The 19924-nt window shown below is 70.4% G+C and carries 18 protein-coding genes, 5 tRNA genes and 1 pseudogene; 11 read left to right on the forward strand and 13 right to left on the reverse strand.

Annotation, left to right across the window (positions count from 1 at the left end):
* Nucleotides 1–16: 16 nt before the first annotated feature.
* Complete coding sequence (locus tag AC0Z36_RS10115) at nucleotides 17–1267, reverse strand: CaiB/BaiF CoA transferase family protein (protein ID WP_485462425.1); 1251 nt, start codon at nucleotides 1265–1267, stop codon at nucleotides 17–19.
* Nucleotides 1268–1456: 189 nt separating this feature from the next.
* On the opposite strand from AC0Z36_RS10115, the gene AC0Z36_RS10120 reads away from it, so the two are divergent.
* Nucleotides 1457–1831 (forward strand): hypothetical protein, encoded by a 375-nt coding sequence (locus AC0Z36_RS10120; protein WP_485462503.1) that lies wholly within the window; start codon nucleotides 1457–1459, stop codon nucleotides 1829–1831.
* A 153-nt stretch (nucleotides 1832–1984) separates the two neighbouring features.
* Here AC0Z36_RS10120 and AC0Z36_RS10125 read toward each other — a convergent pair.
* Nucleotides 1985–2272, reverse strand: a pseudogene (locus tag AC0Z36_RS10125) (family 1 glycosylhydrolase); the annotation flags it as partial.
* Between the two features lie 10 nt (nucleotides 2273–2282).
* On the opposite strand from AC0Z36_RS10125, the gene AC0Z36_RS10130 reads away from it, so the two are divergent.
* Nucleotides 2283–2624: a hypothetical protein gene (locus AC0Z36_RS10130; RefSeq protein WP_485462426.1), complete on the forward strand. Its 342-nt coding sequence runs from the start codon at nucleotides 2283–2285 to the stop codon at nucleotides 2622–2624.
* 79 nt (nucleotides 2625–2703) lie between these two features.
* Here the strand turns inward: AC0Z36_RS10130 and AC0Z36_RS10135 are convergent.
* From AC0Z36_RS10135 to AC0Z36_RS10160, 6 genes are all read right to left on the reverse strand, one after another.
* Nucleotides 2704–2778: transfer RNA gene (locus tag AC0Z36_RS10135), tRNA-Val, on the reverse strand.
* Between the two features lie 36 nt (nucleotides 2779–2814).
* Nucleotides 2815–2889, reverse strand: a tRNA-Val gene (locus AC0Z36_RS10140).
* A gap of 125 nt (nucleotides 2890–3014) precedes the next feature.
* Nucleotides 3015–3086, reverse strand: a tRNA-Val gene (locus tag AC0Z36_RS10145).
* A 58-nt stretch (nucleotides 3087–3144) separates the two neighbouring features.
* Nucleotides 3145–3215, reverse strand: a tRNA-Cys gene (locus tag AC0Z36_RS10150).
* Between the two features lie 46 nt (nucleotides 3216–3261).
* Nucleotides 3262–3334, reverse strand: a tRNA-Gly gene (locus tag AC0Z36_RS10155).
* 196 nt (nucleotides 3335–3530) lie between these two features.
* Nucleotides 3531–5003 carry a DUF4328 domain-containing protein gene (locus tag AC0Z36_RS10160; protein ID WP_485462427.1) on the reverse strand — a complete coding sequence of 491 codons (1473 nt, stop codon included), beginning with the start codon at nucleotides 5001–5003 and terminating at the stop codon, nucleotides 3531–3533.
* Nucleotides 5004–5178: 175 nt separating this feature from the next.
* Here AC0Z36_RS10160 and AC0Z36_RS10165 point away from each other — a divergent pair, with 175 nt between their 5' ends.
* The 3 genes from AC0Z36_RS10165 to AC0Z36_RS10175 all read left to right on the forward strand — a co-directional run bounded on the left by AC0Z36_RS10165 (nucleotide 5179) and on the right by AC0Z36_RS10175 (nucleotide 7967).
* A complete protein-coding gene (locus AC0Z36_RS10165) occupies nucleotides 5179–6180 on the forward strand; it encodes a chorismate-binding protein (protein ID WP_485462501.1) in 1002 nt (333 codons plus the stop codon).
* Entirely contained in the window at nucleotides 6177–7001 is an 825-nt protein-coding gene (locus AC0Z36_RS10170) for an aminotransferase class IV (protein WP_485462428.1), read from the forward strand. The genes AC0Z36_RS10165 and AC0Z36_RS10170 overlap by 4 nt, the downstream gene beginning before the upstream one ends.
* 138 nt (nucleotides 7002–7139) lie before the next feature.
* Nucleotides 7140–7967, forward strand: a complete 828-nt coding sequence (locus AC0Z36_RS10175) for a GNAT family N-acetyltransferase (RefSeq protein ID WP_485462429.1) — start codon at nucleotides 7140–7142, stop codon at nucleotides 7965–7967.
* Nucleotides 7968–8028: 61 nt separating this feature from the next.
* On the opposite strand, the gene AC0Z36_RS10180 is transcribed toward AC0Z36_RS10175, so the two are convergent.
* The gene (locus AC0Z36_RS10180) at nucleotides 8029–8535 is read right to left on the reverse strand and encodes a DsbA family protein (protein WP_485462430.1); all 507 of its coding nucleotides are present in this window, start codon (nucleotides 8533–8535) and stop codon (nucleotides 8029–8031) included.
* Nucleotides 8536–9042: 507 nt separating this feature from the next.
* Nucleotides 9043–9456 (reverse strand): SsgA family sporulation/cell division regulator, encoded by a 414-nt coding sequence (locus AC0Z36_RS10185; RefSeq protein WP_485462431.1) that lies wholly within the window; start codon nucleotides 9454–9456, stop codon nucleotides 9043–9045.
* A gap of 478 nt (nucleotides 9457–9934) precedes the next feature.
* On the opposite strand from AC0Z36_RS10185, the gene AC0Z36_RS10190 reads away from it, so the two are divergent.
* From AC0Z36_RS10190 to AC0Z36_RS10200, 3 genes are all read left to right on the forward strand, one after another.
* Entirely contained in the window at nucleotides 9935–10426 is a 492-nt protein-coding gene (locus AC0Z36_RS10190) for a TIGR02611 family protein (protein ID WP_485462432.1), read from the forward strand.
* A gap of 233 nt (nucleotides 10427–10659) precedes the next feature.
* A complete protein-coding gene (locus AC0Z36_RS10195; protein ID WP_485462433.1) occupies nucleotides 10660–11025 on the forward strand; it encodes a VOC family protein in 366 nt (121 codons plus the stop codon).
* 268 nt (nucleotides 11026–11293) lie between these two features.
* Complete coding sequence (locus tag AC0Z36_RS10200; protein WP_485462434.1) at nucleotides 11294–12178, forward strand: DedA family protein; 885 nt, start codon at nucleotides 11294–11296, stop codon at nucleotides 12176–12178.
* On the opposite strand, the gene AC0Z36_RS10205 is transcribed toward AC0Z36_RS10200, so the two are convergent.
* The 3 genes from AC0Z36_RS10205 to AC0Z36_RS10215 all read right to left on the reverse strand — a co-directional run bounded on the left by AC0Z36_RS10205 (nucleotide 12151) and on the right by AC0Z36_RS10215 (nucleotide 14086).
* Entirely contained in the window at nucleotides 12151–12837 is a 687-nt protein-coding gene (locus tag AC0Z36_RS10205) for a DUF305 domain-containing protein (protein ID WP_485462435.1), read from the reverse strand. The two genes, AC0Z36_RS10200 and AC0Z36_RS10205, sit on opposite strands and share 28 nt — an antisense overlap.
* Nucleotides 12834–13619 (reverse strand): thioredoxin-like domain-containing protein, encoded by a 786-nt coding sequence (locus AC0Z36_RS10210; protein ID WP_485462436.1) that lies wholly within the window; start codon nucleotides 13617–13619, stop codon nucleotides 12834–12836. Before AC0Z36_RS10210 ends, AC0Z36_RS10205 begins: the two co-directional genes overlap by 4 nt.
* A 62-nt stretch (nucleotides 13620–13681) precedes the next feature.
* Complete coding sequence (locus AC0Z36_RS10215) at nucleotides 13682–14086, reverse strand: hypothetical protein (protein WP_485462437.1); 405 nt, start codon at nucleotides 14084–14086, stop codon at nucleotides 13682–13684.
* Between the two features lie 309 nt (nucleotides 14087–14395).
* Between AC0Z36_RS10215 and AC0Z36_RS10220 the strand changes: the two genes are divergently transcribed.
* From AC0Z36_RS10220 to thrS, 3 genes are all read left to right on the forward strand, one after another.
* Nucleotides 14396–16063, forward strand: a complete 1668-nt coding sequence (locus AC0Z36_RS10220; protein WP_485462438.1) for a DUF4153 domain-containing protein — start codon at nucleotides 14396–14398, stop codon at nucleotides 16061–16063.
* Entirely contained in the window at nucleotides 16060–17541 is a 1482-nt protein-coding gene (locus AC0Z36_RS10225; RefSeq protein ID WP_485462439.1) for a DUF4153 domain-containing protein, read from the forward strand. The genes AC0Z36_RS10220 and AC0Z36_RS10225 overlap by 4 nt, the downstream gene beginning before the upstream one ends.
* Before the next feature lie 314 nt (nucleotides 17542–17855).
* Nucleotides 17856–19835 (forward strand): threonine--tRNA ligase, encoded by a 1980-nt coding sequence (thrS, locus tag AC0Z36_RS10230; RefSeq protein ID WP_485462440.1) that lies wholly within the window; start codon nucleotides 17856–17858, stop codon nucleotides 19833–19835.
* The last annotated feature ends 89 nt before the right edge of the window (nucleotides 19836–19924 follow it).

The following is a 19924-nucleotide window of genomic DNA, read 5'->3' on the forward strand; positions in this document are numbered from 1 at the left end:
AGTCGGGCGTGCTGTTTCAGTTCTTGGAGCCGGTCGCCCCGGCCGCGGTGAGGCGGGCGATCTCCGCGTCGTCCAGGCCGAGTTCGTCGCGCAGGATCTCTTCGGTGTGCTCGCCGAGCCACGGCACCCGGGTCTCGGGGCCCTCGGCTGTCTTGGAGAGTTTGACCGGGTTGCCGGGGAACAGGATCGGGTCCGGGTTCCCGTCGGTACGGTCCATCTCCATGATCATGTTGCGGTCGCGGATGTGCGGGTCCCCGATCACATCGCCCGGACTGTTGACCGGCCCCGCCGCCACACCGGCCGCGCACAGGGCCTCACTGGCCTGAAGCCGCGTCAGGTTCCGCGCCCAGGACTCCAGCGCGGGCCGGATCATGTCGTCGATGCGGTTGAACCAGTCCTGCGGCCCTGCCAGTTGGGGGTCGTCGACCCACTCGGGCTTGCCGACCAGCCGCGCGATGGCGTGGAACATGTGCGGGCGGGCGCACTGGATGATGAAGAAGCCGTCACCCGCGCGGAACGCGTGGTTGATGAGCGGGGCCAGGCCCGGGTCCTTCAACCCCATCGACCAGTAGCTGATTCCCGCGTCGTTGAACGCGGTCATCGCGTCGTACATCGAGATGTCGACGTACTGGCCTTCGCCGGTGGCGTCCCGGTGGCGCAGCGCGGCCAGCACGCCGATCACCGCGAAGATCGCCGAACCGGTGTCGCCCACCGCGCCGAGCGGTGACACGACCGGTGGGACGCCCACGGTGCGCTTGAAGTCGTAGAGCCCCGCCATGCCTTCGGCGACCGGTGCGTAGGCCGGCCAGCCCGCGTAGGGACTGTCGGTGGTGTTGCCGAACCCGCTGACGGAGAGGTAGACCGCGCGCGGATTGACCGCGTTGATGTCCTCGTAGCCGATGCCGAGCCTGGCCGCCGTACCGGATTTGAAGTTCTCGCAGACGATGTCGGCCTTCTTGGCCAGCTCGAGGACCAGGGCCAGGCCCTCAGGGTTCTTGAGGTCCACGGTGATGCTGCGCTTGCCGAGGTTGTTGCGCAGGAAGGTCACGCCGACCGGGCGGCCTCCGGGGTCGTTCATCATCGGCAGCGCGGCCCGCGCCGACTCGCCGCCGGGTGGCTCCACCTTGATGACGTCCGCGCCCAGCCGGGCCAGGAGCTGGGTGGCGTACGGCAGAGCCTGCATCTGCTCGACGGCCAGTACGGTCACCCCGTCCAGAGGCTTGCCGTACCGCTGCCGGTCGCTGCCCGCGACCTCGCCCACCCGCATGTTCTCTCCGTCCGCCCGCCCCGTGCTGTTCCTTCGTTCACGATAGCTGACGCATAGTCAGATCAATATCGGGCCGCGACGTGACCGACCGCACGCCGGACCCGCGACTGGTCTGGACTGATTGGTTTTCAGGCCCCTTCCCCGCGCGTGGATTTCCGTACAGACGCCCGGAATCGCTACCGTACGCACATGGCTGACTACAGTACGATCGACGACGCGGAGAAGGCGGCCCGCAAGCTGCTCGACCAGCGGATCGGGCTCTTCCGGGAGATCGCGGAGGCCGCAGTTGAGCTGGAACCCCTGCAGCTCGCGGCGATGGAGGGCGAACAGCGGCTGCTGCACGCCTGGGCGGCGGCGCTCAGTGGGGGCTGGAGCCTGGAGGAACTGCGCGGGCTCGGCTACCGGGAGCCCGACAAGGCGGCAGGCGGCAAGAAGGTCAAACCGCGGCCGAAGGCGGTGCCCGCCCAGGCGGTGGCGCCGGAACCGGAGGTTGAAGTGGAAACCGCCGTGGAGCCTGCCGTGGTGGCGGCCGGGACCGCGGTGCCTGGACCCGCCCAGAAGTAGCGCGGAGAAAAAGTGCGCTCCCGGCGGCCGGTGCGACCCGGCCGCCGGGAGCGTCTTCGTACGCCGGACCGCCCAGTCGGTCAGCGCGTCAGCGCGGGCGATGCGGCCGAGCAGACGGGCACTGTCCTTGACTGTGCGCTCCTGGGCCGAGCGGTCGACCGCGATGATGCCGGACGTCGGCCGGTAGCCGGGCATCCACTCGTAGGCGTCGAGCGCGGACCAGCAGTAGCCGCGTACGTCGACATCGTCGGCGAGCGCGATCCGCACGCCCGCGAAGGCCCGCTTGATGAACTCCTCGCGGCGCGAGTCGTCCGAGGTCGACCGACTGTTCTCGGTGACGATCACCGGCTTGCCGGCGGTCGCCGCGACGCGGACCACGTTCTCCAGCGCCCCGGGGTAGTACCCGTAGCCCAGCTGCGTGGTCCCGGCGCCCGCAGGCATCGGGAGTGACTTGCCCGCCGCGTCGATGATGAGGCGTGTTGTAGTTCTGCACGCCGATGAAATCGTCGCCCTCCATCGCCGCGCGGAACTGCCCGAAGAGGTGGTGGTCGTGCGCCGCCACCTCGTCGGGGTCCGGGCCCTGGCCGTCGTGCAGGGCCAGGGTGATGCCGACCTGCGTCTGCGGGCGCACAGCCTTGAAGGCGTCGCGGGCGCGCATGTGGGCGTCCTTGACGACGTGCAGCGCCGTCTCGTCGCCGGTGAAAAGGAACTGCCTGAGGTTCTCCGGCGTTGTGTCGAACTCCTTGGCGCACGCGGTCGTTTACGCGTGCCAGTGAATCTGCGGCAACTGTAAAGGCGGCGCGCTCCGAGCGGAACGGGAGCGGGCGCACGAAGAAGGCCGGACCCTGACGGGCCCGGCCTTCTCAACCTGCTGGTGCGCGATACTGGGATTGAACCAGTGACCTCTTCAGTGTCAGTGAAGCGCTCTCCCGCTGAGCTAATCGCGCGGGCGGCGTCCGAGGACGCCGGGGGATGAAGTTGTGTGGTGCGCGATACTGGGATTGAACCAGTGACCTCTTCAGTGTCAGTGAAGCGCTCTCCCGCTGAGCTAATCGCGCGGGATGTGCTGCCAGCCTACCGGGTGACCGGGCCGCCGTTGAACCGTACTGCCTCCAAACATGATCAAAGGCCGTTCCCCATCTGGTGCTGAGGTCGGAACGGCCTTGTAATCGTGTCCGGACGGTGCGCGATACTGGGATTGAACCAGTGACCTCTTCAGTGTCAGTGAAGCGCTCTCCCGCTGAGCTAATCGCGCGGGATCGGAGGGGCAGTGACCCGGTCCCCGAAGGAACCGGAGCCACTGACCTTCTCGGAGGTGGAGACGGGATTTGAACCCGTGTAGACGGCTTTGCAGGCCGTTGCCTCGCCTCTCGGCCACTCCACCAAGGCGGTCACACCACCCCGGGGGTGGTGGACCTCCTGTTGAACCGAGCGGACGACGAGATTCGAACTCGCGACCCTCACCTTGGCAAGGTGATGCTCTACCAGCTGAGCTACGTCCGCATGTCTGACCCGGTCCGCGTTTCCGCTTCCCTGGCGACGAGAAGAACTTTAGCGGAAACCGCCGCCAGAACAAATTCCGTTACCCGCACGGCTGCACCAGCACTCCCGCGATGACCTGCGGAAGCGTCGCCGGGAGGGCCAACCGACGGGTGCTGAGCACACGGAACCGCACCCGTCGGGGACTTTCTCTGAGTGCCTACGCCTGGTCTTCCTTGCGCAGGGAGACGACCGTCGGCTCCGGTTCCGGCTCTGCGGCCGGGACTGCGGCGGGGACTGCGGCGGGGGCCGGTGTGGCCTCCGGGGTGACCGCCGCAGGGGGCGCAGCCGCTGCGCCGGACGCCTCGGGCGCGCCCCACGGGTTGGCGGCGGGGGCCGGGGCCGGACCACCGGGGCCCGGCTGGCCGACGAACTGCTGGCCGGGAGCCGCATGGCCGGGGAACTGCTGGCCAGGGAACGGCTGTCCGGCGTACGGCTGGCCGGGAACCACGCCCTGCACGGGACCGAAGCCGGGGGCCTGCGGGATCGGCGGGCCGCCGGGACCGGCCGGAGCCCCGGCCCACGGTGCGCCCATCGACTGGCCGGCCATCGTGAAGGCGGAGGCCTCACGCTGGTGCTGGAAGCCGGTGATCTTCTTGACCACGACGACGGCCAGCGCCGCCGCAGCGATGAAGAGCAGTGAGGAGAAGGCCGCGTTGTAGTCGGACAGCTTCAATTCGTCGAAGTAGTCGGACGCCTCCTGCGGGCCGTAGCCGTACTTGTCGAACTCACTCGCACCGAACTCCGGGCTGAAGAAGACGCTGATGTAGCTGAACACCCACGATCCGATCCACAGTGACCACCAGGTCCACAGGATCCCGTGGCGGCCGGGGGTGGCCCCGCCGCGCATCGGAGCCTGCGGGTCGCTGGACTTCCACACGTCGTGGGCGATCATCTTCGGGAACCACAGGTTCACCACCGGGGTGAACCAGGCGCCGATGGCCCAGCCGGACGACAGGCCCGTGGGCGGCGGGCCGAACAGCTCGATGTTCTTCCTCGAGCGGTGGAACCAGATGATGAAGACGATGCCGGTGGCGAGCATCGACAGGGCGAAGAAACCGCCGGCGGCCGAGACGAACGCGTCAGCGTCCGAAGCGTCGTCCTCGTTGACCAGGCGCGGGTTGTCGGCCCAGTCGGAGATCAGCGAAGCGCGCCCGGCCTCTGCGAAGAACCGCAGTGCCGCGGCGAGCATCGTCACCGAGAACAGCACGTAGAGCGAGACCGCCAGGCCGCGCAGCGACTGGAAGGTCGGCTGGACTCCCCAGCCGCCCGCTCCGTACGGCATCTGCATCGGCGGCGCGGCGTAGGGGCCCGGCCGCATCCCGGGGTGCGTGCCCGGGTACGTCATGCCCGGCTGTGCGCCCGGCTGCATACCGGGGTGCATACCGGGGTGCATACCGGCGTTGACCATCCCCGGGGAGACCTGGGTCGGGCTCTGGGGAGCGCCGTACGGGCCGGGCTGACCGGCCGGTGCGGCCCACGGGTTCGGGGCCTGGGCCTGACTGGGCTGCGCGTAGGGGTTGCCGCCGGGCGGCGGCGGGGCACCGGGAACCGGCTGACCCCCTGGAACCGCACCGCAGGCTGAGCAGCGGTCTGACGCGGTGGACCAGGCCCCGCAAATGGAACAGAGCACGAATGCAATCCTTCAGAAGTTCAGAAGCGGCGGAAAAAGGTTGTGGCGCCACTGTGCCGCCTCGCTGCCTAAAATGCACTGTGTCGGCGATCCCGACCAACAGCACCCCCCTGAACGCGCCGATCCTGTGAGCACCGTGACCGTCCCTCCCGCGGGCCTCCTGCCGCCCGAGCCGCTGGCCTACTTCGGCACGCGCCTGGCCACCGGTCTCCTCGATGTGACCGACGACATCGCCGCGCTGGACTCCGCCGGCTTCTGGGCGGTCGCGGTCTCCTTCGAGGGCACTGCCCTGTGCGCCCGGTTCGCCCACGTACGGGAAGCCCCGCTGCCCGCCGCCCACTGGCCGGGCCTGGCCGCCGACGCCTGGAGCACATCCCTGGACGCGGCGGCCTACCGCGACGGCGTGCGCCGCATCCACGCGTACATCGGGCAGGGCGAGGTCTACCAGGTCAACCTGTGCCGTCTGCTCACCGCGGGGCTGCCACCAGGCCCGCCCGACCTCCGCGGTCTCGCCGCGCTGCTCGCCGCGGGGAACCCCGCCCCGTACGCCGGCCTCATCCAGCTTCCCGCGCACGGCGTCCACATAGCCTGCGCGTCACCCGAGTCCTACCTCAGCAGGCGTGGCGACCACGTCAGTTCAGGGCCCATCAAAGGCACCGGCGCGACCGAAGCCGACCTGCTGCCCAAGGACTACGCCGAGAACGTGATGATCGTGGACCTGGTCCGCAACGATCTGAACCACGCGTGCCGCCCCGGCTCGGTCACCGTCCCCGAACTGTGCGTGCTGGAGAAGCACCCGGGTCTGGTCCACCTGGTGTCCCAGGTGGACGGACGGCTCACCGAAGGAGCAGGCTGTGCCGAGCTGTTCGCCGGGACCTTCCCGCCGGGGTCGGTCAGCGGAGCCCCGAAATCCAGCGCGCTGCGCATCATCGGCGAACTCGAACCCGTCCCGCGCGGCCCCTACTGCGGCGCGGTCGGCTGGGTCGACGCCGACCGGCGGGAGGCCGAGCTCGCCGTGGGGATCCGCAGTTTCTTCGTCCGCGACGGGCAGCTGTGCTTCGGCACCGGCGCGGGCATCACGTACGACTCCGACCCGCAGGGGGAGTGGGCTGAGACTGAACTCAAGGCCCGTAACCTCCTGGCAATAGCAGCGAAGAGCACAGGAGAGCACGCATGAAGATCTGGGTCGGCGACCGGCTGGTCGACGAGCACGAGGCGACTGTCTCCGTCGTCGACCACGGTTTCACCGTCGGCGACGGCGTGTTCGAGACGATGAAGGTCAACGACGGTGTCGCGTTCGCGCTCAGCCGCCACCTGGACCGCCTCGACCGCTCGGCGACCGGCCTCGGCCTGCCCGCGGCCGACCGCGCGCTCGTCCGCCGGGCCTGCGCCGCAGTCCTGGCCGCGAACCCGCTGGACGGCACGGGCAGACTCCGCATCACCTACACCGGCGGCCCCGGGCCGCTCGGCTCCGACCGGGGCGTCCACGGCACCAGCCTCGTGGTCGCCCTCGGCACCGCGAAGCCGCGCCCGGACACCACCGCCGTAAGCACCGTCCCGTGGACCCGCAACGAGAACGCCCCCACCACCGGCCTGAAAACGACGTCGTACGCCGACAACGTCAAGATGCTGGCTTACGCGATCGAACGGGGCTCGTCCGAGGCGCTGTTCGCCAACACGGCGGGCAACCTGTGTGAAGGCACCGGCTCGAATGTGTTCCTCGCGCTCGACGGCCGCCTCGTCACCCCCACGCTGGCCGCCGGACCGCTCGCCGGGGTCACCCGCGCGCTGGTGGTCGACTGGCTCGGCGCCGAGGAGCTCGACGTGCCCTTTGACACACTCATGCAGGCCGATGAGGTCTTCCTCACGTCCTCCCTGCGTGACGTCCAGGCCGTGCACCGCGTCGACGGCCGGGAACTGCCCGCCCCGGGCCCGCTGACCCGCAAGGCCATGGAGGTCTTCGCCACCCGCGCGGCCGAGGACCCGGACCCGCGCTGACCGGCCTGCTCCCGCCGGACCGGCGGGTTCCGGTGCCGGGGGTGACGGGGGGTGGCGCAGGGCACAACACGGGGGAGAGCTGCGGCACCGACCTGCCAGGAAGCGAGGGCCTGCTGCTGTCGGACAGGGGGATGCCCGATGACCACAACACTGCGCCCGGTGCCCGTACCCGCCGCGCCGACGGCGGGCCACTGGTACGCGATCTGCGCCAACGGCCGGCCCATCGGCCATATCCACCTCGCCGACCAGGGCCGCTGGGGCCCCGGCATCGGCTGGGTCCACCACGTGGAAGTCACCCCCGAGCGGCAGCGCCGCGGCCACGCCTGCGTCGCGATGCTGGCCGCGGAGGAGGTCCTGCGCGGTCGCCGCTGCACACGCCTCGCGGTCACCGTCCCGGAGGGCGCGACGCAGGGCATGCGGCTCGCGCTGAGCCTCGGCTACCGCCCCGACAGCCGGACCATGACCCTGGCCGTCCCCAGGCGGGCCCGCACCCTGCCGTCCGGGCCCGGCGCCGGCGTACGGCTGCGCCCGCTGGGGTACGAGGAAACGGACAGCGCGCGGATCGGCGCGGTCGACAGGGCGGCGGAGCGGCTCGCCCGCGGCGGTTGGAGCCCCGTACAGGCGCGGGGCCGCGCGCAGACGCTGCTGACGCCCTCCGCGGTCCTGCACGGGTACACCCTGGAGGTGGCCGGGACGCGGGTGGGCACGCTTCTCCTCGCTCCCGGTGAGGGGGCCGCCCGCAGGCGCGGACCGCACGGCCGGATCCTGGCCCTCGAAGTGGTCGCCGACCGGCGCAACGAGGGCTGGGGGCGGGCGCTGCTCGACGGGGCGGTCCGGCTGGCCTTCGAGTCGGGCTGGCGGACCCTGGACCTGGACCTGGACGAGGAACCGCCGTACGCCCGCCACCTGTGCGAGGCATACGGGTTCCGGACCGAGGAACGGCACCTGGGCAAGATCCTGCTCTGAGCCGCACGCCTGCACACCTGACTGACGCGGGCGGGCACTCCAGCGGTCGGCCGGCGGGGGGTCAGTAGTCGGCGAGCAGCTTCTCGATGCGTTCCCGCAGCCCTGTCTGGTCCTTGCCGCCGTCCAGGAGCAGACCGGCGATCGCGTACGTCGGCGTGCCGGTCACGCCCAGGGCCAGGCCGGCCGCGTGGTCGGCGTCCACCTCCGGTGCGTGGCGGCCGTCCCGCAGAGCGGCCCTCATCGCGACAGCGTCGAGCCCGACCGACGCGGCCACCTTGACGAGGAGCCGTTCCGCGCCGGCGGTGTCCGCGCATCCCAGTTCCAGTACGCGGGCCAGGACGGCCGTCGCGAAGGGCCATGGGTCCCCGTGCTGCTCCCGGGCCTCCACGGCGGCCTGGGCGGCCTTGTGGGCGTGTGCGTGCCGGGCCAGCGGGAAGTGCCGCAGCCGGATCGTGAGGCCGGGGCCGAACCGCACGCTCAGTTGCGCCAGGTCGTCCAGCGCGGTGCGGCAGTCGGGGCACTGGAGTTCGCACCACACGTCGAGGAGGGGAAGATCACGTCCGTTCATGCGGGCAGTCTTCCAGGCGGTCCGCCGGGCGGCGTGGGGGAGTGCCGCCGTGCGGGTTGTGGCATTTGTGGTTGAACATGAGGTATGCGGTGTGCGGTGGTCCGCATCTGTTCCGCGCCTGCCACGGGAGCGCGGTCTGATCGTCCGGAGGGTCCGCGGGACAACCTTCTTGACGGTGCGTCAAAGAATCCGGCGGTTTCGCGGTGGAATTTCCGTACGGTATGCAAAAACACCGACGCCCCTCTCGGGGAGGGGCGCCGGCGCTGAAATCGATGCTTGCGACTTCGGTCTGAGCGAAAAGCACGGGACTTCTTCGAAGCCTTCGAGTCGAATTCCTTCCGGCGGGCCCTGGGGCGGGTCCGGGGAATTCGCCTACCGTCCTACTGTCGTTTCTTCAGCGCCCGCCGGGGTGTCCGCTGTTGTGGCGCCGTCCCGGTCCGCGTCCCCGAGGTTCGCCTGCGGGCGGGTCGGTGCCGCGGCCGGTCGGACCGGTGCGGGCGGGTGCGGTCAACTCTCGGCGAGGATCTGTGTCAGTTCCCGGTCGAGGTCGAAGAACCGGTGTTCGTTGCCGGGGGCCACCGCGGCGTTGGTGCGCTTGAGGAAGGACTCCAGCGCACGCGCCGGGGCTTCGAGGAGGGCCTCCCCTTCCGGGGAGCTCAGGGCGATGCACACGATGCCCTGGCCGTGACTCCGGGAGGGCCACACCCGCACGTCGCCGGTACCGGTCGGCTGGCGCAGACCTTCGGCGAGCAGGTCCCGGGCAAACACCCAGTCGACGGTTTCGTCGGCGCCTGTATGGAAGGTGGCATGTACCGCATAGGGGTCCGAGGAGTCGTAACGCAACCCGGCCGGGACCGGCAGGGACGACTCGCTCGAAACGACGAGGCGCAGGTGCAGCTCGCAGCTGACCGTGGTGTTCATAAGCGCCAAGGCCTTTCGCTCAGTGTGCGCTCGGGGATTCGCACGTCGGCGATCGCAACATCCCACCTTCAGGTGGTTCGTAAACGTCGTTGCCCGATATACGCGGCTCTGGGTACTCCTTAAGGCCGAGTGGAGAGGCCTTTTCCTGCAACTCCCATATTTCAACCGGACCCGGACCCGGGCCGTGCCGGAGTGCTCGCAGCGCGGTTGTGGACGCAGTGTCCGGATCGGGTCCGGGACGCGGCAGCCGTGCCGGACCGCGCCGGGGCGTACGTCCCGGGCCCCTGCGGCGGCGCGCCGCGCCCTTGTAGCGTTTGCCTCTCCGGCGGGAATCCATGCCGGGCCCGCCAAGGCCCGGCCGCGTTCAGGGATGCGGGGGCATGTGGTGCATGTGGTGCATGAGGGGCATGAGGGGCATGAGGGGCATGAGGGGCATGAGGGACATGAGGGACATGAAGGGCGAAGAGGGGACACACGGATGGACACGGGAGCCACCGGCGGCGCCGGCGCGGTGCGGGACGACAACGGGGTGATCCCCGGGGCGGACGGCGGCCCCGGCGCGGGGTTCGACGAGCGCTCCAGCATGGAGAAGACGGCCGCCGACGCGGTCAAGGCCTTCGAATCCAAGGCGCCGGCCTTCGTCAAACGTTCCAGGACCCTGCACATGACCTGGAAGATCGGGATCGGCCTCGTCGGTTTCGCGACGGTCGTGGCCGGCATCGTCATGTGCGTCATACCGGGACCCGGCATCCCGGCGATCCTGGTCGGGCTGGCGATCCTGGGCACCGAGTTCGTCTGGGCGCAGCGCGCGCTCATCTGGACCAAGCACCAGGCGGGCCGGGCGGCGAACAAGGCACTGGACCCGAAGGCCCGGCGCCGCAACATCATCATCCTGGTCGTGGGCCTGCTGCTCCTTGGTGCGGCCGTTGGCCTGTACCTGTGGAAGTACGGTCTGGCACTGCCGTTCTGACGGTTCGTCTGATGCGTTGTCGAATAGTCCGCGCGGACGCTTCCGCTCCGGGAAGCGTCCGCGCTGTCGTCCGGGTGAAAGTCCCGCGCACTCCCGGGCGATTAGCGGGCCCGCCTTTTCCGCGGGGTTCCGCGACCCGGCGCCGGGCTTCCCTGCTGTTCGGCCGCGCGCCGGATCCGCGCCCCGGAATATTCACTTGCGATGACCGCGCCGACGCGCGAGTGTCTGCCCCTATGACTTCCCGTATCCGGCACACCAGCGTCGACTGCGCCGACCCGTACACCCTGGCGACCTTCTGGTCCGCGGTCCTGGACACCCCGATCCACCCCGAAGACGAGCCCGGTGACCCGGAGGTGCTCCTTGAGGCGCCGGGTCTGCTGTTCCTGCTGGTTCCGGACATCAAGTCGGTCAAGAACCGGCTCCACTTCGACCTCCAGCCGCAGGACCGCACCCGGGACGGGGAGGTCGAGCGGCTGCAGGGCCTCGGCGCGAAGCTGGTCGACGACCGGCGGAAACCGGACGGCACCGGCTGGGTGGTCCTGTGCGACATCGAGGGCAATGAGTTCTGCGTGGAGCGCAGTGTCGCGGAGCGGGCCTGACGGACGCGGCGGACTTCCCGGGCGCGATGGGCCCGCCGGGTCCATCGCGCCCGAGTCGAGTGACGGGACAGCCACTCTCCGCGCCCTGCATATCGGGTAGTCTGTCTGGGTTTGCTCAGGCGTATCGGAGATGACAGCCCATGACCGCTCGACCCCCCGTCCACGGCGTGGGACGTCCGCGCGATGATTCCAGGGTGACTGATAGCGAAGATTCTGAGGCGTCGACACCCCCAAGCGGGTGTCGGACGGCGCGGACAAGGGCCGTGTCATGACTGACGCCGGCGCGGGTCTACTCATATCCCCGTGGCTGTGGCTGGTGCTTCCGGCCATGGTGGGGATGGACTCGGTGATCCCCCCGATACCCGGGGACGAGTTGATCATGGCGGCCAGCGCCGTGTCGAGCGGCCAGTACGGCCGGCTGCTGCTGATACTCATGCTGGGTGCCGTCGCGGCGTTCCTCGGTGACCAGGTCGCGTACGCAGTGGGTCGCGCGGGACTCCGCCGCAACGGCTCGGACACGCTGGGGCCGCGACGGAAGAAGGCCTTCGACCTCGCCCAGCGGACCCTCGACAAGGGCGGCATGCCGACCCTGGTGGCGACCAGGTTCCTGCCGGGGGGCAGGACCGCGGTGAACATGCTCGCGGGCCGCACAGGGTACCCAAAGAACCGTTTCCGCGCGGCGACCGCGGTGGGCGCGCTGGTGTCTGTCGCCTACGCGACGACGCTCGGCACGCTGACCGGCAAGTTCGTGCACAGCAGCCCACTGGGTGTCGCACTGGGCGGAATGATCCTCGGGGCTTCGGTCCCACTCCTGGTGGGGATACCCACGAAGATCGTCAGACTGGTCCGGCGCCGCCGGTCTGTGGCAGCCGCGGGGGCTGCCACAGACCTTGCCGCCACAGACCTTGCCGTTACCGACCTGGCCGTCACCGGCCGCGCCGCCACAGACCTGGACATCACCGACCTGGACATCACCGGCCGCGCCGCCACAGACCTGGACATCACCGACCTGGACATCACCGGAATGACCGCTCCGGAGCGCGGCGCTCCGGAGCCGGCCGTACCGGACAGGAGCGCCGGCGACCGGAGCGTCACCGACCTGCTCGTGGAGGCCGACGCCGTCGATCAGACGCCGCGGGCCGCCAGCATCTGACGCATCAGGTCGATCTCCCCGCTCTGGCCCTCAACCATCGTCCGGGCCAGATCGCGGACCTGCTGCACCCGGGCGTGCTCCTGGGCGTCCCTGGCCATCGCGACACCTGCCTCGTGGTGCGTGATCATCAGCCGCAGGAACATCACCTCGGCGTCCTTGCCGCGCAGTGTCCCCAGGGTGTCCAACTGCTCCTGGGTGGCCATGCCCGGCATCAGCCCGGTCGCCGCGTGCCGGGCGTGCTCACCCATCGCGCCCGGCGACATCCACTGCATCACCGGGTTCACCGACGCCAGCGGCAGGCCCCACAACTGCAGCCAGCCGGCCATCCGGCCGATCTGCTCCTGCTGGGACGTCGCGATGTCGTACGCGAGCCGCCGGGTCGCCTCGTCGCCGGTCAGGTCGCGCACCAGCATTGCCATCTGCACGGCCTGTGCGTGGTGCACCCGCATGTCCCGGCTGAACCCGGCGTCCACGGAACCGTCTGCGGGCGGATCGGTCACCGCGGCCGGGGCCGGACCGATCGTGGCGCTCGGCGCGGGGGAGGCCGCGGCCGCTCCCTTGTCGTCCGAGCCGTCCGAGCCGCACCCGGTCAGTACCGCGAGGGACAGGGCCACGGCAGCCGCCGGGACGGCCAGCCGGGCCCGCACCGGGAACTTCACGACAGCGGCTTTCCGATGCCACCGGTGCAGGACGCCCCCGGCTCCGGAGTCTGCGGGCCCTCCCGGTATGCGGCGATGAACTTGTCCAGGCGCGGGTCGTCGGCGCTGTCCAGCTTCAATTGCAGGCCCCAGGCGGTGGCCATGACAGGTTTCGGGAGCCCGTCGTACGGACTCAGGAGCATGTACGTCTTGCCCTTCGCCTTCGCTTTCAGCTTTTCCAGCTGGTCGGCGGGGAGCCCGGGCTGGTAGGTGATCCACACCGCACCGTGCTCCAGCGAGTGCACTCCGTACCGGTCCTCCACCGGCTTGTCGTACACGCCGCAGTTCTGCCAGTACGGGTCGTGCTCACCGCCCACGGGGGCGACCTCGTTGTACTTCACTTCCTGGTTCGGCTTGTGGCCCTGCGCCGCCTTGTACACGGTCACACCCTCGATCGGGCTGACCGTTCCGGTGGCCGGCTTCACGTCGGCGACCAGCTTGGCCCCGGTGAACTTCCGCCCGTCGGCGGCGGTCTTCGGCTTGTTGTCATCGCTGTCCAGGACGACGAAGGCGAGACCGGCGACGACCGCCGTGGCCACCGCCGTGCCGACGGAGCCGAGGATTATCGAACGCCGCCGGTCGGACTTGCGCTGCGCGTCGCGCTCGGCGGCGATCCGCTGCCGGGCCGCGCCCAGCCGTTCGTCCTTGGCCTGGCGCTTGCTGTTCTTGGCCGCGCTCTTTGTTCCGGTGTTCTTGGACTCGGCACTGTCGGATGTGCCGGACGTACGGGACTGCTGCCCCATGATGGTTTCTGCCCTTCGGGATCAAGACGTGCGTACGGGAGCGACTGTCTGCGTCGTACGGTCTAAGTCCGGTTCACACAAAGGACGTTGAGATCCGGTACGGGACGCTCCCCGCCGCGCGGGACAGCGGTGCCGCCGTCGGGTACGGCCGTCCACGGGAGCCGCACCAGGACCGCCGGGCCCGGCAGGGCGGGCAGCGGGGGCGGGACGGTGGACGGCACGCACTGCGGGGTGTCCCGCTCACACGGACCGCTGCCCGCGCCCTCCGGGTGCTCCGCGGCGTGCATCGGGCACAGCGTCGGCTGGGGGGCGGGGCGTACCGTCGGCGGTGTGTTCCCGGCGTGGGCGTTTCCGGCCGCGCCGAACACCCCGGTGCACGCCAGCAGCAGGACGGAAAACCAGCGGACGGTCCGGGCACGGACGGCAGGCCGCGGAAGCGCGGCTTGGTGGTCCGTCCGGAAGGTCATGCGCACATTCTCACCCGAACGGATCAGCGAACAAGAGTCGGGGCGGGAAATCTTTGCCGCGTGCGTCCGCCGGGGGACGTGGTCGCCGACCGGGGTGTGTGACGACCACGGAGTTTCCGGGGCAAATCCGGGCGTGAATGCTTCAAGGTAGTCACAGGCCGGTTGTGGAGTGACAAACCCCTGGTCACCGCCCCTAGGGTGATCGCCGCCGCCCTCCACGCAGGGAACAGCTTTTCCAGCCGTTCCGCCGAAGGTTTCCGGTCTGTCACCGGAAGTGGGGAGGAGGGCGCCGCCAGGGGAGGGGAACCCATGACACAACCGCCGGAAGAACCGCAGAGACCTGATCAGCCGCAGCCGTCGGCCCCGTCCGGGGGCAATCCGTACGAGGAACGCCCTGCCCGGTTCTTCGGCCCGCCGCCGGGCTGGACGCCGCCCGTGCCGCCGGTCGTCGTCAAGCGGACGCCGCGCTTCGAGCGCCCCGGAGCACCGCGGGCCGTACTCGCAGCCGCGGTCGTCCCCGCGCTGGCCACCACGACGCTCGTCGACGGTGTCGGCGTCAACCTGCTGGCCGTGGCCCTGGCCGCCGGGGTGACGGCCTACGTCGCGCTGCGGACCCGTACGACGTCTTCTCCGGTTTCCCCGGAAGCAGAACCGGAGGCAACGACGGTCACCGAGCGCCGCCGCGGGCCGTGGGCGTTCGTGTGGATCCTGCTCGGGCTGGCCCTGACCGCCGTGCCCCTGCTCACCGCTGAGTCCTGGCTGCTGCCCGCCGTCTTCGCCGCGGCACTCGGTGCCGGCTCCCTCGCGCTGGCCGGCGGACGCGGCTGGTGGGCGGTGCTCTCCCGGCCGTTCGCCGTCTTCGCCGCCCTCCCGCACGGCCTCGACTGGGCACTCAACGGCTTCGCCGGACTCACCAGAAACCGGCGCGGCAGCGGCGGTGCGCTCCTGCGCGCCCTGCTCATCACCGGTGTCCTGGCCGCAGTCTTCGGCGCGCTGTTCGCCGCGGCCGACACGGTGTTCGCCGACCTGTTCACCGCACTCGCGCCCGACGACGACGGCGGCGGTAGTGCCAAAACGTTCATGCTGCGCCTCGTGTTCGCCGCCGTCGGCACCGCGTTCGCGCTGGTCGCCGCCAGTGCGGCGGTCAAGCCCCGCCGGTGGCCGACGCCCGCGCTGCCGACCCCGGCACTGCGCGGCCGCATCGAGTGGCTGCTGCCGCTGGCCGTACTCGACCTGCTGTTCCTGGGCTTCGCCACCCTCCAGTGCGTCGTCCTGTTCGGCGGAGCCGACGGACCGCTGGGCGACGACACCAGCCGGGCCCAGTACGAAAGTCAAGGCTTCCTGGCACTCCTCACCGCCACCGCGCTGACCCTCGTGGTGCTCGCCGTAGCGCTGTACGCCGTGCCCCGCGCCCGGCCGCAGGACCGGCGCGCCGTGAAGTTCCTGTCCGGCGTCCTGTGCGCGCTGACGCTGGTCATCGCCGCCGCCGCGCTGTACCGCTCGCACGAGTACGTCGACGACTTCGGGCTCACCCGCTCCCGGCTCACCACCGGCGCGGTCGAAGTCTGGATCTCCGCCGCACTGCTGCTGCTCCTAGCCGCGCTGCTGTTCCGGCCCGTCGCCCGCGCGCTGCCCCGGCTGACCGCGGCGGCGGCCGTACTGACCCTCGGGGTCCTGGCCTTCGCCTCGCCGGACGCGCTCATCGCCCAGCACAGCGTGGACCGGTTCGAACGCACCCAGAAGATCGACCGGGACTACCTGCGGGACCTGTCCCCGGCGGCCGTCCCCGAGCTCGACAAGTTGCCCGAGCCGCTGCGCAGTTGCGTCCTGGAGAAGATCGCCGAAGACATCGGGGACGATGTCCCCTGGTACGCGACGAGCGTCGCCCGCGAGCGGGCCCGCGACATCCTCCGGGACCGGCCGGTGCAGAACTACGTGGTGTGCGGGGCAGTCCCCGGTCAGGGTGAGTCGAGGTGACCAAGCCGTCCGCTGATCCGACGGAGCGGTTCTGGGCGCCGGTCGGCCCGGCCCCGGCACCGAAGCCGCACCGCGAGGAAGGCGCCGCGACAGTCGGCGTGCTGCTCCTGGCCCTGGCCGCCGCCGGGTTCGCCGCCGCAACGTTCCAGGACGCGATCGGCGCGAACCTGGTCGTGCTCATGCTGCTCGCCGCACTGGCGACCGTCCGGCGCAGCCCGCACATCGACCTCTGGAACGGCGTGTGGGCGGCGGTGGCCGTCGCGTTCGCCGCACTGCCCGTCGTGCGGGACGACAACTGGCTGCACCCGTTCACCAGCGTCGCGGCGTTCGGCTTCGGCAGCCTCGCGCTGTGCGGCGGCTGGACATGGCGGGCGGTGCTCCGGCACCCGTGGGCGGTGCTCGGGGCGCTCCCCAAGGCCGCGGCGTGGGGTTTTCGTGGCGTCAGAGTCCGGACATCGCTCCGGTGGCCGCTGTTCAGCACGCTCGTGCTCGTGGCCGTCTTCGGCGCGCTGTTCGCCGCGGCGGACAGTGTCTTCGCCGCCGCGGCCACCGGCCTGATGCCCAGGGTCGACCCGTACTCGACCATCGTCCTTGCCCTGCCCGCCGGGCTCCTGACCCTCGCGGTGGGCCGCGTCGCGGCCCGCCCCCACGTGCCCGACGCCGTCAAGCCGCGCCCGAAGGCGCGCGGCGCCCTCGAATGGGCCCTGCCGCTGCTTGTCCTCGACGTGGTTTTCCTGGCTTTCGTCTATGTGCAGGCGGCGGTGCTCTTCGGCGGCTATCGGGATGTCGTCGAGCGCAGTGGGATGAACTACTCCGAGTACGCCCGTCAAGGGTTCGGGATCCTGGTCGTCGCCACGGCCCTGACGCTGGTCGTCATCGCCGTCGCCTCGCGGTTCGGGCCCGGGCGCGGGGAACCGGGCCACCGGCTGCTCGCCGGACTGCTCGGCGCGCTGTGTGTACTGACGATCGTCGTCGTGGCGTCGGCGCTGCGCCGGCTCGACCTGTACGTCGAGATGTCCGGCCTGACCCGCCTGCGGGTGTGCGCGGCGACGCTGGAGACCTGGCTCGGCGTGCTGCTGTTCCTGATCCTGCTCGCCGGACTGGGGCGGCCCGTCGCCCGGCAGCTGCCGCGCCTGGCCGGGCTGACCGGTGCGGTGATCCTGCTGACCGTCGGCCTCGCCTCGCCGGACGCGTTGATCGCCCGCAACGGCCTGGACCGCTACGAGACGCAGGGCTCCATCGACACCCGGGACCTGGAGGAACTGTCGGCCTCCGCCGTCCCGTGGCTGGACCGGCTGCCCGAACCGCAGCGGTCCTGCCTGCTCGGGCCCGTCCAGCGGGACCTGGAAGCGGGCCACGACGCGTGGTACGAGACCAACGTCGACCGGAAGCGGGCCAGGGCGCTGCTCACGGTGCGCCCCGCTGCGGCGGATGTCGAGTGTGAGCTCCGCAGGCCGTACTCGGACGAGGACCGGTAGAGACGAGGACCGGTAGAGACGAGGGCCGGTAGAGACGAGGGCCGGTAGAGACGAGGGCCGGTAGAGACGAGGGCCGGTAGAGACGAGGGCCGGTAGAGACGAGGGCCGGTAGCCCTGAGCGTGCTGTAAGCCCTCCCCGGACGGGTGCCGGTGAGTTTGAGCGTTCCGCGGGCCTTCCCCGGATGGCTAGTCGGTGAGCTTGAGCGCTCCGCGGGTCCTCCTGGGACGAGCTCCGGCAAACCCTGGCGCGCCGGACCTTTGCGGCTCGATAACATCAGGGCTGTAAGAACCAACCCCCATGTCAGGAGACAGCGGTGTCCGAGGCCCGAGTATTCATCAAACGCGATTCCGAACGGGACGAGCGCGTGGTGACTACGGGCACGACCGCCGCCGAGCTCTTCGACGGCGACCGGTCCATCGTGGCCGCGCGCGTCGGCGGGGAACTTAAGGACCTGGCGTACGTCGTCCTCGACGGCGACGAGGTCGAGCCCGTCCTCATCGACTCGCAGGACGGTCTCAACGTCATGCGGCACAGCGCCGCCCACGTGCTGGCGCAGGCCGTGCAGAACCTCTTCCCCGCCGCGAAGCTCGGCATCGGCCCGCCCATCAAGGACGGGTTCTACTACGACTTCGACGTCGAGACCCCGTTCACCCCCGAAGACCTCAAGCGCATCGAGAAGAAGATGCAGGAGATCATCAAGCAGGGGCAGCGGTTCTCCCGACGCGTCACCACCGACGAGGAAGCCCTCGTCGAACTGGCCGACGAGCCGTACAAGATCGAGCTCATCGGGCTCAAGGGCTCGGCCGCGACCGCGGGCGAAGGCGCGGCCGTCGAGGTGGGCGCCGGCGAGCTGACCATCTACGACAACGTGCACCCGCGCACCGGCGACCTGGAGTGGAAGGACCTGTGCCGCGGCCCGCACGTCCCCACCACCCGGAACATCCCCGCGTTCAAGCTGATGCGCTCTGCCGCCGCCTACTGGCGCGGCAGCGAGAAGAACAAGCAGCTCCAGCGCATCTACGGCACCGCGTGGCCCACCAAGGACGAGCTCAAGGCACACCTGACCTTCCTTGAGGAGGCCGCCAAGCGCGACCACCGCAAGCTGGGCTCCGAGCTCGACCTGTTCTCCATCCCCGAGGAGATCGGCTCCGGGCTCGCCGTCTTCCACCCCCGCGGCGGCGTCATCCGCCGCGCGATGGAGGACTACTCGCGCAAGCGGCACGAAGAGGCGGACTACGAGTTCGTCTACACCCCGCACGCGACCAAGGGCACCCTGTTCGAGAAGTCGGGCCACCTGGACTGGTACGCCGACGGCATGTACCCGCCCATGAAGCTCGACGGCGAGGTGGACTACTACCTCAAGCCGATGAACTGCCCGATGCACAACCTGATCTTCGGTGCGCGCGGCCGCTCCTACCGCGAACTGCCGCTGCGCCTCTTCGAGTTCGGTACGGTCTACCGCTACGAGAAGTCCGGCGTCGTGCACGGCCTGACCCGCGCCCGCGGGTTCACCCAGGACGACGCGCACATCTACTGCACCCGCGAGCAGATGGCCGGCGAGCTCGACTCGCTGCTCACCTTCGTGCTCGACCTGCTGCGCGACTACGGCCTGGAGGACTTCTACCTGGAGCTCTCGACCCGCGACCCGGAGAAGTCCATCGGGTCGGACGAGAACTGGGAAGAGGCCACCGAGACCCTGCGGCAGGCCGCCGAGAAGCAGGGCCTCGACCTGGTCATGGACCCGGCCGGCGCCGCCTTCTACGGTCCGAAGATCTCCGTGCAGGCGCGCGACGCGATCGGCCGGACCTGGCAGATGTCGACCATCCAGGTCGACTTCAACCTGCCGGAGCGCTTCGACCTCCAGTACACCTCGGACGACGGCTCCAAGCAGCGCCCCGTGATGATCCACCGTGCACTGTTCGGCAGCATCGAGCGTTTCTTCGCGGTGCTGCTCGAGCACTACGCGGGCGCGATGCCGCCGTGGCTGTCGCCGGTCACCGTGGTGGGCATCCCGATCGGGGACGCGCACGTGCCGTACCTCCAGGAGGTCGCGGCGCAGTTGAAGAAGCGGGGCATCCGGGTCGAGGTGGACGCTTCGTCCGACCGCATGCAGAAGAAGATCAGAAACCACCAGAAGGCGAAGGCGCCCTTCATGCTGATCGCCGGCGACGAGGACATGGAGGCGGGCGCGGTGTCGTTCCGCTACCGCAGTGGTGAGCAGAAGAACGGCGTTCTGATCGCGGACGCCATCGCTGAGATCGTCGACGCTGTGGAGCGCCGGATCCAAGTCTGAGCAGGACGCCCCGCGTGAGCGGGGGTGAACCGAACGGCATGCCGATCGCCGGCGCGGTCGAAGAGCGGGCCGGGCCCTGGAGGGAACCC

The organism is Kitasatospora sp. UYEF31 (assembly GCF_057291755.1).